We start from the raw sequence: 13634 nt of genomic DNA on the forward strand, positions 1-13634 counted from the left end.
ATCAGAGCCGCTCGATGATGGTGACGTTGGCGGTGCCGCCGCCCTCGCACATGGTTTGCAAGCCGTAGCGGCCGCCGGTTCGCTCCAGCGTGTTGAGCATGGTCGCGAACAGCTTCGCCCCGGTGGCGCCGAGCGGGTGCCCGAGCGCGATCGCACCGCCGTTCGGATTGACCTTCTCCGGGTCGGCCTTGGTCTCCTTCAGCCAGGCCTGCACCACGGGGGCGAACGCCTCGTTGATCTCGACGGTGTCGATGTCCTCGATCGACAGGCCTGTCTTGTCCAGTGCGTAACGGGTCGCGGGGATGGGGCCGGTGAGCATGAACACCGGGTCGGCGCCGCGCGCGCTGATGTGGTGAATCCGGGCCCTCGGCTTCAGGTTGTGCGTCTTCACCGCTTCCTCCGAGGCGAGCAGCACCGCGCTGGCGCCGTCGGAGATCTGGCTGGCCATGGCCGCGGTCAGCCTGCCGCCTTCTACCAGCGTCTTGAGTCCGGCCATCTTCTCCAGCGACGTGTCTCGAGGACCTTCGTCGACGGCGAAGCCGTCCACCGGGATGATCTCGTTCTCGAAATGGCCGGCCCGGATTGCGGCCTGGGCACGCTGGTGGCTGGTGAGTGCGAACTGCTCCATCTCTTCGCGGGACAAATCCCACTTCTCGGCGATCAGCTCGGACCCCCGGAACTGCGAGATCTCCTGGTCGCCGTAGCGGTGCAGCCAGCTCTTCGATTCGTTTGTCGGAGAGGTGAACCCGAACTGCTCCCCGACGATCATCGCCGAGCTGATCGGGATCTGGCTCATGTTCTGCATGCCGCCGGCGACGATCAGGTCGGCGGTGCCGGACATGATGGCCTGCGCGCCGAACGAGATCGCCTGCTGGCTGGAACCGCACTGCCGGTCGACGGTGACACCGGGGACTTCCTCGGGGAATCCGGCTGCGAGCCAGGACAACCGGGCGATGTTGCCCGCCTGCGGACCGATGGCGTCGACGCAGCCGGCGATGACGTCGTCGACCGCACCCGGGTCTACGTCGACGCGCTCGAACAGGCCGCGCCAGACCGCCGCCCCCAGGTCGACGGGATGCACGCCGGCCAGCGAACCGTTGCGCTTTCCGATCGCGGTGCGAACCACGTCGATCACGTAGGCCTCAGCCATTGCTGCTCTCCTTGCTTGTTGAGTCGGCGGTTATCCCGCCGAGGACGATCGAAAGATATTGCTGCCCAACCTGCTGCGCGGTCAGTGGCCCGCCGGGCTGGTACCAACGGACCGAAACCCAGGTGGTGTCGCGGATGAACCGGTACACCAGGTCGACGTCGACATCGGGGCGGAAGTAGCCCTCCTCGATGCCCTGGTTCAGCACGTCGACCCACATCTTGCGCTGTTCTCTGTTGCGCTCGTCCACGTAGGCGAACCGCTCCTGCGAGGAGAGTCGCTTCGCTTCGTCCTGGTAGATCACGACCTCGGCGTGTCGGGTCTCGATCGCCTCGAATGAGGACATGAACAGCCCTTTGAGCCGCTCCAGCGGATTGGACTCGGTCTCCACGATCTGCTGATAGCGCTCGAACAACCAGTCCAAGAAGCCGCGCAGCACCTCGTCGACCATCTCCTCTTTGGATGAGAAGTGGTGGTACAGGCTGCCGGACAGGATTCCCGCCGAGTCGGCGATGTCCCGCACAGTGGTGGCGCGCAGCCCACGCTCGGCGAACATCGTCGCGGCGAGCCCGAGAAGCTCGTCGCGTCTGGTGTTGGTCTGCTGGGTCGCCGCAGCGGCCGGGCGCTCCCCACTCATGGGTGCTGGCTCGACACCGAAATAACTTCGCCGGTCAGGTAACTGGAGTAGTCGCTGGCCAGGAACGCGATGGTGGCCGCAACCTCCCACGGTTCGGCGGCCCGTCCGAACGCCTCTCCCTCCGACAGTCGGTCCAGGAGTTCGGAACTGCTTGTCTTCTCGAGGAACTTGTGCCGCGCGATGCTGGGCGACACGGCGTTGATCCGCACTCCGTGTTCGACGGCTTCGATCGCGCTACACCGGGTCAGCGCCATCACGCCGGCCTTGGCCGCCGCGTAGTGCGCCTGCGAATGCTGCGCCCGCCACCCCAGGACGCTGGCGTTGTTGACGATGACACCGCCGTGCGGCACGTCGCGGAAGTACCGTAGGGCGGCGCGCGTGGCCCGCATCGTCGATGTCAGCGTGACGTCGAGGACCCGGTCCCATTCGTCGTCGGTCATGTCGACGACGGGAGTCTGCCCCCCGAGCCCGGCATTGTTGACCAACACGTCGAGTCGCCCCATCGCGGCCACCGCGTCGGTGACCAGCGCATCCACTGCGGCGGTGGAGGTCACGTCACACACCACGGCTTCGACGCGGCCCAGCCCTAGTTCGGCCAGTTGGTCGCGGCTCTCCCCCAGCCTGCGCTCGTGATAGTCGGAGACCACCACGTCGGCGCCCTCGACAAGCGCACGCCGGGCCACCGAGGAACCGATGCCCGTCCCCGCGGCCGCGGTCACCAGGACCACCTTCCCGGTCAACAGCCCGTGTCCGTCGATCTCCTTGGGAGCGACTGAAAGATCGCTCATCCCTTGACCTCCCGCGGCAGGCCGAGCACTCGCTCGGCGATGATGTTGCGCTGGATCTCGTTGGAGCCACCGTAGATCGTGTCGGCGCGGGAGAACAGATACAGCCGCTGCCACTCGTCGAACTCGCCGTCTTGCAGCGTCAGACCCGCCATGCCCTGCACCTCCATCGCGATCTCGCCGAGCTCGCGGTGCCAGTTGGCCCACAGCAGTTTCGACACCGAATCTTTTCCGGCGGCCTGCGCGGTCCCTTCCACATCCATGGTCGCCAGCGCATACGACCGCATCGCTTTCAAGCCGGCCCAGGACCGACTCAGCCGTTCCCGGATCAGTGGGTCGTCGGCGGCCCCGGTGCGCTTGGCCAGCTCGACGAGGTTGGAATGCTCTCGCGCATAACGGATCTGCTGGCCGAGAGTGGAAACGCCCCGCTCGAACGTCAGCGTCCCCATCGCCACCCGCCAGCCGTCGCCGGGCTCACCGACGACGAGGCCGGCTTCGGTGTGGGCGTCGTCGAAGAACACCTCGTTGAACTCCGAGTCACCTGTCAACTGGATGATCGGGCGGATGTCGACGCCGGGCTGGTCCAGCGGAACCAGCAGGTAGGACAGACCCGCATGCCGCTTGGAACCCTTCTCGGTGCGGGCGACGACAAAACACCACTGCGCCCAGTGCGCCAGCGAGGTCCAGACCTTCTGCCCGTTGATCACCCATCGATCACCGTCCAGCGTCGCCGTCGTCGAGACGTTGGCGAGGTCGCTGCCGGCACCAGGTTCGGAGTAGCCCTGCGACCACAGCTCGGTGACATCGAGGATCGTGGGCAGGAAGCGCTTCTGCTGCTCGGCGGTGCCGTAGGCGATGAGCGTCGGACCTACCAGCTCCTCGCCGAAATGGTTCACCTTGTCGGGGGCGTCCGCCTTGGCGTACTCCTCGTAGAACGCGACGCGGTGTGCGACGGACAGGCCGCGGCCGCCGTGCTCGGTGGGCCAGCCCAGGCACGTCAGCCCCGCGGCCGCCAGATGCTGGTTCCATGCCCGGCGCTCCTCGAACGCCTCGTGCTCGCGGCCGGGCCCTCCGAGACCCTTCAACGCGGCGTACTCGCCGACGAGGTTGTCGGCCAACCAGTCGCGTACCTCAGCCCTGAACTCCTGGACCTCTATCACCCCTGTAGGCTAACCTACCAAGCACTTGCTTTGTTAGAGAGGGACAGGGACGCCCCCGGAATGTCACAGCTGAGAACCACTCCGGCCGTTCTCGACCGGATCGCGCGCGAGCTACCCGATCATCCCGCCGTCGTGACGGCGGACAGGACGATGACGTACGCCGAATTGCGATCCGAGGTCCGGCAGGCCGCGGCGGCGATGATCGACCTGGGCGTCGCACCTGGCGACCGAGTCGCGATCTGGTCGCCGAACACCTGGCACTGGGTGGTGGCGTGCCTGGCCACCCACCACGCGGGTGGTGTGCTGGTGCCGCTGAACACGCGTTACACCGCGAGCGAGGCCACCGACATCCTGGCCCGTACGGCAGCGCCGCTGCTGTTCGCCTCCGGTGAATTCCTGGGAGCGGACAAGGCCGCCGCCGTCGATCGTCCCGCCCTGCCCGCGCTGCGCCACATCGTGCGGATCCCGATCGAGAAGGCCGACGGCACGTGGGACGAGTTCGTCGGGTCGGGCACCGACCTGGCTGCGGTCGACGCCCGCGCCGAGGCCGTCTCCCCCGACGACATCGCCGACATCCTGTTCACGTCCGGCACCACCGGCCGCAGCAAGGGCGTGCGCTGCGCGCACCGGCAGTCGCTCGACGCCTCCGCCGCGTGGGCGGCGTGCGGCCAGGTCACCAGCGATGACCGCTACCTGTGTATCAACCCGTTCTTCCACAACTTCGGCTACAAGGCCGGCATCCTGGCGTGCCTGCAGACCGGCGCCACGCTGTTTCCGCAGCTGACGTTCGACCCGGTGCAGGCGATGAGGGCGGTCGCCGACCACCGGATCACCGTGCTGCCCGGGCCGCCGACGATCTATCAGACCCTGCTCGACCACCCTGAACGCAGCCGGTACGACCTCGGCTCGCTGCGATTCGCGGTCACCGGGGCCGCCACGATTCCGGTCGTGCTGATCGAGCGGATGCAGAGCGAACTCGACATCGACATCGTGCTCACCGCCTACGGGCTGACCGAGGCCAGCGGTTTCGGCACCATGTGCCGCGCCGACGACGACGCCGTCACCGTGGCCACCACCTCCGGTCGGCCGATCGCGGACTTCGAACTGCGGATAGCGGCGATCAGCGGCGCCGAGACAGGAGAGGTCCTGCTGCGCGGGCCCAACGTGATGCTCGGTTACCTCGACGACCCCGAGGCCACCGCCGCTGCGATCGACGACGAGGGCTGGTTGCACACCGGGGACGTCGGCGAGCTCGACGAGGCCGGCAATCTCAAGATCACCGACCGCCTCAAGGACATGTACATCTGCGGCGGCTTCAACGTCTACCCCGCCGAGATCGAGCAGGTCCTGGCCCGCCTCGAGGGTGTCGCCGAGGCCGCCGTGATCGGGGTGCCCGACGAGCGACTGGGCGAGGTGGGCAAGGCTTTCGTCGTCGCATTGCCCGGCGCCGAGCTGGACGCCGAGACCGTGATCGACTTCACCCGCGAACATCTCGCGAACTTCAAGAGGCCGCGGACAGTCGAGTTCCTCGACGCGCTGCCGCGCAACCCGGGCGGCAAGGTCGTCAAGCCGCAGCTCCGTCGCCGCTCCGAGAACACAGAAAGGGGCTGAGATGGACCTCACGTTCGACGACGCAACCGTCGAATTCCAACACGAGGTGCGCGAGTTTCTGGCCGCGAACAAGGATTCGTTCCCGACGAAGTCCTATGACACCGCCGAGGGTTTCGAGCAGCACCGGCACTGGGACAAGGTGCTCTTCGACGCCGGTCTGTCGGTGATCACCTGGCCCGAGGAGTACGGCGGGCGCAACGCGACGCTGTTGCAGTGGATCGTGTTCGAGGAGGAGTACTTCCGTGCAGGCGCGCCAGGACGTGCGAGCGCCAACGGCACATCGATGCTCGCGCCCACCCTGTTCACCCACGGCACCCCTGAGCAGCTGGGGCGGATCCTGCCGAAAATGGCCAGCGGCGAGGAGATCTGGGCGCAGGCCTGGTCGGAGCCGGAGTCGGGCAGCGACCTGGCGTCGCTGCGCTCGACGGCAACCCGGACCGACGGAGGCTGGCTTCTCAACGGACAGAAGATCTGGAGTTCGCGGGCGGTGTTCGGCGAACGGGCCTTCGGCCTGTTCCGGTCAGACCCGGAGGCGCAGCGTCACAAGGGGCTGACCTACTTCATGTTCGACCTGAAGGCTGACGGGGTGACCGTGCGGCCGATCGCCCAGCTGGGCGGTGACACCGGTTTCGGCGAGATCTTCCTCGACGATGTGTTCGTGCCCGACGAGGACGTGATCGGTGCCGTGCACGACGGCTGGAAGTCCGCCATGAGCACGTCGAGCAACGAGCGCGGCATGTCGCTGCGCAGCCCGGCACGCTTCCTCGCCCCTGCCGAACGCCTTGTCGCACAATGGCGTGACAATCCTGATCCGGCGTTCATCGACCGCGTCGCCGACGCGTGGATCAAGGCCCAAGCCTACCGACTGCACACCTTCGGAACCGTCACGCGTCTGACAGGGGGCGGCGAGCTGGGCGCGGAGTCGTCGGTGACGAAGGTGTTCTGGTCCGATCTGGATGTCGCACTGCACCAGACCGCGCTGGATCTGCGCGGAGCCGACGGTGAAGTCGCCGAGACCGCCGGGCACGAGGAGGCATCCTGCAACTGGACGGACGGCCTGCTGTTCGCGCTGGGAGGCCCGATCTATGCGGGTACCAACGAGATCCAGCGCAACATCATCGCCGAGCGCCTGCTGGGCCTGCCCCGAAAGTAGCGACCGTGAACTTTGAGATAGACGACCAGCAGCGGGACTTCGCCGCCAGCATCGACGCGGCGCTGGGTTCCGCCGATCTCCCCGCAGCCGTGCGCGCCTGGGGCGAGGGTGACACCGCGCCCGGACGCAAGGTGTGGGCGCAACTGGCCGACCTCGGCGTGACAGCCCTGATGGTGCCGGAGAAGTACGACGGCATCGAGGCACACCCTGTCGACCTGGTGGTGGCCTTGGAGCGGGTCGGACGCTGGGGCGTCCCGGGCCCGGTGGCCGAGTCCATCGCGGTGGCACCGATTCTGCTCGCGGCCGATGAGCGCAGCGCCGGGCTGGCGTCGGGTGAGCTGATCGCGACGGTGGCACTGCCACCGCTGGCCCCTCGTGCGGTCGACGCCGACACCGCCGGCCTGATCCTGCTCGCCGAGGACGGACAGGTACGTGACGCGGTGGCCGGCACCCGGCACGAGTCGGTCGACATGAGCCGAAAGCTCTTCGACGTCACAGCTTCCGGCGATCCCCAGTCCGCCGATGTGGCCCGCGCCTTCGAGTTCGGCGCCCTGGCCACCGCGGCACAGCTGGTGGGGGCGGGACAGGCGATGCTGGACACCGCTGTCGAATACGCCAAGCAGCGCAGCCAGTTCGGCACGGTCATCGGAACCTACCAGGCCATCAAACACAAGCTCGCCGACGTGCTCATCGCGGTGGAGATGGCGCGGCCGCTGGTCTACGGGGCGGCGATCGCGCTCGCCGAAGGATCCGCCGACGCCGCGCGGGACGTCAGCGCCGCGAAGGCCGCCGCGGCCGATGCGGCGCTGTTGGCCGCGCGCTCGGCGTTGCAGACCCACGGCGCCATCGGTTTCACGCAGGAACACGATCTCTCGCTGTTGTTGGTGCGGGTCCAGGCCCTGCGGCCGGCGTGGGGCGATCCGACGTGGCACCGACGCCGAGTATTGCAGGCACTGACCGCATGACGGTTCAGCGAGGAGCGAAGGCGGATCGCGCATGACGGTTCAGCGAGGAGCGAAGGCGGATCGCGCATGACAGAAGAACGGGAACTGCTGCGCGAGACCGTCGCCGCGCTCGTCGAAAAGCATGCGACACCCGAGTCGGTGCGCGAGGCGATGGATTCGCCGCGGGGTTATGACGAATCGCTCTGGCAGATGCTGTGTGAACAGGTCGGGGTCGCAGCACTGGTGGTGCCTGAGGAATCGGGTGGCGCCGGTGGCGAAGTCGCCGACGCCGCGGTCGCACTCGAAGAGCTGGGCAGGTCGCTGGTACCGACGCCGCTGTGGGGTACGACGCTGGCGGAACTGGCTCTGTTGTCGGCCGACGAGCCCGACACCGATTCTCTGGAGAAGCTGGCGGAGGGATCGTCGATCGGGGCGGTGGTCTTCGATCCGGAATACGTCGTCAACGGTGACGTCGCCGACGTCGTCGTCGCCGCGGACGGGGAGAACCTGACGCGCTGGACAAAGTTCACCGCCGATCCCGCGGTCTCGATGGACCCGACCCGTCGGCTCGCCCGGGTACAGCCCGCTGAAACCTCCGCGATCGGGCCGGACCCCGGCCTGCTGGACATCGCGGCGATCCTGCTGGCAGCCGAACAGATCGGTGCGGCATCGCGGTGCCTGGACCTGACCGTGCAGTACACCAAGGACCGCGTCCAGTTCGGCCGTCCCATCGGCAGCTTCCAGGCGCTCAAACACCGGATGGCCGACCTCTACGTCGCCGTGCAATCCGCACGGGCGGTGGTCGACGAGGCCGTGGCCGATCCGTCACCGACCTCGGCCTCGCTCGCCCGTCTCGCGGCCAGCGAGGCGTTCTCGACGGTGGCCGGTGAGGCGATCCAGCTTCATGGAGGTATCGCGATCACCTGGGAGAGCGACATCCAGCTGTACTTCAAACGCGCCCACGCCAGCGCGCAGCTGTTGGGCCCGCCGCGCGAGCATCTCCGTCGCCTCGAATCAGACGTGTTCTAGCCTGAACCGGTGACTGCGGACGCGAGGAGCAATTCGGTGACTGCGGACGCGAGGAGCAATTCGGGCCGGGTCTCGCTGAGGGCAGGGATTCCGCCGTTCTACGTCATGGACGTGTGGCTGGCCGCGGCCGAGCGACAGCGCACTCACGGTGATCTGGTCAACCTGTCGGCAGGCCAGCCCAGCGCGGGGGCGCCGTCGCCGGTGCGCGACGCGGCGGTGTCGACGCTGAAGGACAACCAACTCGGCTACACGGTGGCGATGGGAAAGCCTGAACTACGGTCGGCGATCGCGGACTCGTACTGGAGCCGATACGGGCTGGAGGTCGAGGCCCGCGATGTCGTGGTGACCACCGGCTCATCCGGCGGGTTCCTGTTGGCGTTTCTGGCCTGCTTCGATGTCGGCGACCGGGTGGCGATCGCCAGCCCCGGCTATCCGTGTTACCGCAACATCCTCTCGGCGCTCGGCTGCGAGGTGGTCGAGCTGCCGTGCGGTCCCGAGACCCGCTTCCAGCCGACGGCGCAGATGCTGTCCGAACTGGATCCGCCCGTCGCGGGGGTGGTGGTGGCGAGCCCGGCGAACCCGACCGGCACGGTGATCCCTCCCGAGGAGCTCGCCGCGGTCGCGTCGTGGTGCGCCACCACCGGGGTGCGCCTGATCAGCGACGAGGTCTACCACGGCCTGGTGTATGAGGGTTCCCCGGCGACCAGTAGCGCGTGGCAGACGTCGCGAGAAGCCGTGGTGGTCAACAGTTTTTCGAAGTACTTCGCGATGACGGGGTGGCGGCTGGGTTGGCTGCTGGTGCCCGAGGAACTGCGGCGGGCTGTCGACTGCCTGACCGGCAACTTCACCATCTGCCCGCCGACGCTCGCCCAGGAGGCCGCAGTCGCGGCGTTCACTGCGGAGTCGGTTGCGGAGGCCGACTCTCTGCTGGAGGGTTACGCGGCGAACCGGACGCTGCTGCTCGACGGTCTGCGATCGATCGGTATCGACCGGCTCGCCCCGACCGACGGCGCGTTCTACGTCTACGCCGACGTCTCGCACCTGACCACCGATTCGTTGGCGTTCTGCTCGAAGCTGTTGGCCGAGACCGGTGTTGCCATTGCGCCGGGGGTCGACTTCGACACCGTCCGCGGCGGCGCGTTCGTGCGGCTGTCGTTTGCCGGTTCGTCCGCCGACATCGAGGAGGCGCTGCGGCGGATCGGTTCGTGGCTGACTTAGTACACCGCTCCACCCAGGCCGGCGGACGAGCGCCGTCGGCGCGAGCTCGCATCAACACTCGCGGCGAGTAGCAACACCCCGCCGGTGACCAGATAGTGCGCCCGGGCAGGCGCGTGCTCGCCGTGACGGTCACCCCCGAGGTCGACGCCGTCACGGTGGGAGTGGTGGCGATGGGTGGTGCGGTGCTCGACGTGGTGCGCTGCCCGACCGAGCGGGTGCCGACCCCCGCAGACACCGTGGCCATCGCGGCAGAAGAAGTGCACCGGATCCGCTCCACCATCGGCCCCGGACGGTCGATCACCGCCCTCGGCGTCGCGGTGCCGGGATTGGTGCACGGCCCCGAATCAACGGTGCAGCTCGCGCCGAATCTCGACTGGCACGATGTCGAGATCGGTCAAGCCCTCAGTGCGGCAACACAATTGCCGGTGTACGCGGCCAACGATGCCAACGCCGGAGCGATCGCCGAGCACCTCTTCGGCAATCACCGCGACGGCGGTGGCGCACGATCCGAGGCCGTGCGGCGCATCGCGCCTGCGGTGTTCAACACCGCGGTGCACGTACCGACCCCTGCCGAGTACGTCGCCCTCGGGGCGGCCCGGCAGGCGGCCTGGGTGCTGTCCGGGAATGAGTCACCCCCGCCATGGTCGGTCGGGGTGACCACTGCGTATGACGCCGCCGCGACGCCTCAGGTGCTCGAGCAGTACCACCGCGCTCGGCAACTCACCCTGAGGTGACCGGACTTGTCGGCGCTGTGGTTTAGCGTGGGTTCATGTTCGATAGTGTGTTCGATATCGACCCCGGGGCCGATGAGGCTGAGTTGCGGGCTGCGGTGGAGCGCTTCGAGACGTTGAAGTCGGTGGCGGCGGCGGCCCAGGCGAGGGTGACGGCGTTGTGGGCGGCCAAACGCCGCGCTGCCGAGCAAGCTGCCGGGGTGCCGGCGCGGCGCCGCGGCAAAGGGTTGGCGTCGGAGGTGGCGCTGGCCCGNCGNGAGGCCCCGACGTGCGGGAACCGCCATCTCGGGTTCGCCCAGGCGTTGGTGCACGAGATGCCCCACACCCTGGCCGCNCTNGAAACCGGGATGCTCTCGGANTGGCGGGCCACCCTGATCGTCAAACAATCGGCGTGTTTGAGCGTGGAGCANCGCCGNNANNTNGACGCCGANCTGTGCGCCGACACCTCGCGTCTGTCCGGGTGGGGNAANNNCCAGGTCGAAGCCGAAGCCAAGAAGATCGCTGCCCGCCTGGATGCGGCGGCGGTGGTGGCCCGCTCCGCCAAAGCCGCCGCTGATCGTGGGGTGTGGATCCGCCCGGCCCCGGACACCATGACCTACCTGACGGTCCTGCTGCCCGTGGCGCAGGGAGTCGCGATGTACGCCGCGCTGAAGCGCGAAGCCGACCTGAGCGGTGATGGGCGGTCGCGGGGTCAGGTGATGGCCGATACCGCCTATCAGCGGATCACCGGGCGCCCGGCCACCAAGCCGGTGCCGGTGGCACTGAACATGGTGATGGCCGACACCACCCTGGCCGGNGACGACACCGAACCGGCNTGGCTGNANGGGTTTGGTCCTATCCCGGCCGGGCTGGCNTGCAAGCTGACCGGCGACGCCGCCACCGACAAAACGGTGAAAGCCACGCTGCGCCGGCTGTACCGCCACCCCACCTCGGGGCAGTTGGTGGCGATGGAATCCCGGGCGAGGATCTTCCCCAAAGCGCTGGCACGATTCCTGCAACTGCGCGACCAGNNNTGCCGGACCCCGTACTGCGACGCCCCGATCCGGCACTGCGACCACGCCACCCCGGTCCGTGACGGCGGCCCCACCAGCGCACTCAACGGCCTCGGTGACTGCGAAGCCTGCAACTACGCCAAAGACGCCCCCGGCTGGCAGGTCAGCACCACGACCGGTATCGACGGGGAACACCACGCCGAATACCGCACCCCCACCGGCGCGGTCTACCAGTCCACCGCCCCACCCCTACCCGGACCACCAGTACGCCGACGACTCAGCCTCATCGAAGGCCAACTCAGCATCGACCTGGTCACTTTCGACGCTGCGTGACATACCAGTCGAGCAGGGCGGGATCGTCGACGGCGCTGCGCTCGACGACCTTGGCCGGGTCGCCGCCTTGGAACAGCTTCTTGATCGGCACCTCGAGTTTCTTGCCGGTGCGGGTGTGCGGAACGCCGGGGGCGGCGACGATCTCGTCGGGCACGTGGCGCGGGGACACCTCGGATCGGATGGTGCCGTTGATGCGGTCGCGCAATGCATCGTCGAGTTCGACGCCTTCATCGAGAACCACGAACAACGGCATCCAGTAGTCACCGTCGGGTTGTTCGGCACCGATCACCAATGCCTCGACGATCTCCGGCAGGCTCTCGACGGCCTGATAGATGTCGGCGCTGCCCATCCGGATGCCGTGGCGATTGAGGGTGGAATCCGACCGACCGTGCACGATGACGCTGCCGTGGTCGGTGATGGTGATCCAGTCACCGTGACGCCAGACACCCGGGTACGTCTCGAAATACGCTGCGCGGTAACGCTGTCCGTCGGGATCGTTCCAGAAACACACCGGCATCGAGGGCATCGGCTTGGTGACCACGAGTTCGCCGACCTCGCCTCTGACCGGCGTGCCCGCTTCGTCCCACGCGTCCAATGCGACGCCGAGAAACGGGGCGGACAACTCGCCGGGCCAGACCGGAACGGTGCGGACACCACCGATGAATGCCGACACCACGTCGGTGCCGCCGCTGATCGACGCAACCTGGACATGTTCACCGACATGCTCGCTCAGCCACAACGACGACGCAGGCGGCAGCGACGATCCGGTGATCCCGACGGTCCGCAGCGCCGACAGGTCGTGGGTCCCCTTCGGGTCGGCATCGGCCTTCATGCAGCCGAGCACATAACCGGGACTGGTGCCGAGCACCGTCGCCCGAACCCGGGCCGCGATCTCCCACAAGGCATCCGGCCGCCCTGCCGACGGGCTGCCGTCGTAGCAGACGATCGTCGCGCCGACGAGGAGTCCCGCGACCTGGAAGTTCCACATCATCCAGCTGGGGCTGGTGAACCAGAAGAAGGTGTCGTCTCGGCCGATGTCGGACTGCAGCGCGACAGCTTTGAGGTGTTCCAGCACCACCCCGCCGTGGCCGTGCACAATTCCTTTGGGCAGTCCCGTGGTGCCCGACGAGAAGAGGATCCACAGCGGGTGGTCGAACGGAACTGCGACAGTGTCGATCTCGCGGTCGCTGTGTGCGGCGACGTCGTCCACGGTGAACGTCGCGGCCAAGGTGGGCAATCCGTCTCGCAGCGCGGCGACCTCGTCGGTCTTGTCCCGGTACTTCCCGCCGAACGTGTACCCGTCCGCCGTCACCAGCGCTTTGGGTTCGAGCTGGCCGAGTCGGTCCAGCGCAGCCTTCGCCGAGTAGTCCTGTCCGCAGGCGCTCCAGACGGCGCCGACGGCGGCGGTGGCCAGGAACGCGATCACTGCTTCCGGGATGTTGGGCAGGTACCCGGCGACGCGGTCGCCGGGGCCGATACCGGCTGCTCGCAGCGTGTCGGCGAATGCGGCGGTGCGTCCGAGCAGTTCGGCCCAGGACACCTCGCGGTCCGGTCCCGCTTCGCTGACGTGGATGATCGCGGGTCGGTCGGTGCGCGCGTTGCGCACGATCTGGTCGACGTAGTTCAGTGTGGTGCCGGGGAACCACCGAGCGCCGGGCATGTCCCCGTTCTCGAGGACCGTGGGTCCACGGTCACCGACCTCGAAGTAGTCCCACAAAGTGGCCCAGAAGGTGTGGATGTCCGCCACCGACCACCGCCACAGGGCGTGGTAATCGGGGAAACCGCAACCCGTCCGCTTCTCGGCGAACCGCACGAAGTCGGTGACGCGGGCGTCGGCGACATCGTGGTCCGTGGGATTCCACTGGGGCTTCATGGGCGGCCCACCGCCCTCGGC

Annotated in this window: 11 protein-coding genes and 1 pseudogene; 7 read left to right on the forward strand and 5 right to left on the reverse strand. The window is 67.9% G+C overall.

Annotation, left to right across the window (positions count from 1 at the left end; genetic code table 11):
• Position 1 precedes the first annotated feature (1 nt).
• From fadA6 to ipdE1, 4 genes are read right to left on the reverse strand one after another with little or no spacing between them, the layout of a single operon-like run.
• Positions 2–1150: a steroid 3-ketoacyl-CoA thiolase FadA6 gene (fadA6, locus tag BEMPMBAN_RS01275; protein ID WP_159228611.1), complete on the reverse strand. Its 1149-nt coding sequence runs from the start codon at positions 1148–1150 to the stop codon at positions 2–4.
• Entirely contained in the window at positions 1143–1784 is a 642-nt protein-coding gene (gene kstR2, locus BEMPMBAN_RS01280) for a TetR family transcriptional regulator KstR2 (protein ID WP_159228612.1), read from the reverse strand. Before kstR2 ends, fadA6 begins: the two co-directional genes overlap by 8 nt.
• Positions 1781–2572, reverse strand: a complete 792-nt coding sequence (ipdF, locus tag BEMPMBAN_RS01285; RefSeq protein WP_159228613.1) for a (5R,7aS)-5-hydroxy-7a-methyl-1-oxo-2,3,5,6,7,7a-hexahydro-1H-indene-carboxyl-CoA reductase — start codon at positions 2570–2572, stop codon at positions 1781–1783. The genes kstR2 and ipdF overlap by 4 nt, the downstream gene beginning before the upstream one ends.
• The gene (gene ipdE1 / locus BEMPMBAN_RS01290; RefSeq protein ID WP_159228614.1) at positions 2569–3729 is read right to left on the reverse strand and encodes an acyl-CoA dehydrogenase IpdE1; all 1161 of its coding nucleotides are present in this window, start codon (positions 3727–3729) and stop codon (positions 2569–2571) included. The genes ipdF and ipdE1 overlap by 4 nt, the downstream gene beginning before the upstream one ends.
• A gap of 60 nt (positions 3730–3789) precedes the next feature.
• Here ipdE1 and fadD3 point away from each other — a divergent pair, with 60 nt between their 5' ends.
• From fadD3 to BEMPMBAN_RS01325, 7 genes and pseudogenes are all read left to right on the forward strand, one after another.
• A complete protein-coding gene (gene fadD3, locus BEMPMBAN_RS01295; protein ID WP_159228615.1) occupies positions 3790–5340 on the forward strand; it encodes a 3-((3aS,4S,7aS)-7a-methyl-1,5-dioxo-octahydro-1H-inden-4-yl)propanoate--CoA ligase FadD3 in 1551 nt (516 codons plus the stop codon).
• A 1-nt stretch (position 5341) separates the two neighbouring features.
• The gene (locus BEMPMBAN_RS01300; protein ID WP_159228616.1) at positions 5342–6493 is read left to right on the forward strand and encodes an acyl-CoA dehydrogenase family protein; all 1152 of its coding nucleotides are present in this window, start codon (positions 5342–5344) and stop codon (positions 6491–6493) included.
• 5 nt (positions 6494–6498) lie between these two features.
• On the forward strand, positions 6499–7458 hold the full coding sequence (locus tag BEMPMBAN_RS01305) for an acyl-CoA dehydrogenase family protein (protein ID WP_159228617.1): 960 nt from the start codon (positions 6499–6501) through the stop codon (positions 7456–7458).
• A 66-nt stretch (positions 7459–7524) separates the two neighbouring features.
• Positions 7525–8466, forward strand: a complete 942-nt coding sequence (gene ipdE2 / locus BEMPMBAN_RS01310; protein ID WP_159228618.1) for an acyl-CoA dehydrogenase IpdE2 — start codon at positions 7525–7527, stop codon at positions 8464–8466.
• 105 nt (positions 8467–8571) lie between these two features.
• The gene (locus BEMPMBAN_RS01315) at positions 8572–9684 is read left to right on the forward strand and encodes a pyridoxal phosphate-dependent aminotransferase (RefSeq protein ID WP_159228805.1); all 1113 of its coding nucleotides are present in this window, start codon (positions 8572–8574) and stop codon (positions 9682–9684) included.
• A gap of 92 nt (positions 9685–9776) precedes the next feature.
• A pseudogene (locus BEMPMBAN_RS33075) lies at positions 9777–10418 on the forward strand (ROK family protein); the annotation flags it as partial.
• A gap of 35 nt (positions 10419–10453) precedes the next feature.
• Entirely contained in the window at positions 10454–11740 is a 1287-nt protein-coding gene (locus tag BEMPMBAN_RS01325; protein ID WP_159228619.1) for a 13E12 repeat family protein, read from the forward strand.
• Here the strand turns inward: BEMPMBAN_RS01325 and BEMPMBAN_RS01330 are convergent.
• The gene (locus BEMPMBAN_RS01330; protein WP_159228807.1) at positions 11721–13613 is read right to left on the reverse strand and encodes an acetoacetate--CoA ligase; all 1893 of its coding nucleotides are present in this window, start codon (positions 13611–13613) and stop codon (positions 11721–11723) included. The two genes, BEMPMBAN_RS01325 and BEMPMBAN_RS01330, sit on opposite strands and share 20 nt — an antisense overlap.
• Between the last annotated feature and the right edge of the window lie 21 nt (positions 13614–13634).

The sequence above is a fragment of the Mycolicibacterium austroafricanum genome, from assembly GCF_902705885.1.
GTDB lineage: Bacteria > Actinomycetota > Actinomycetes > Mycobacteriales > Mycobacteriaceae > Mycobacterium > Mycobacterium vanbaalenii_A.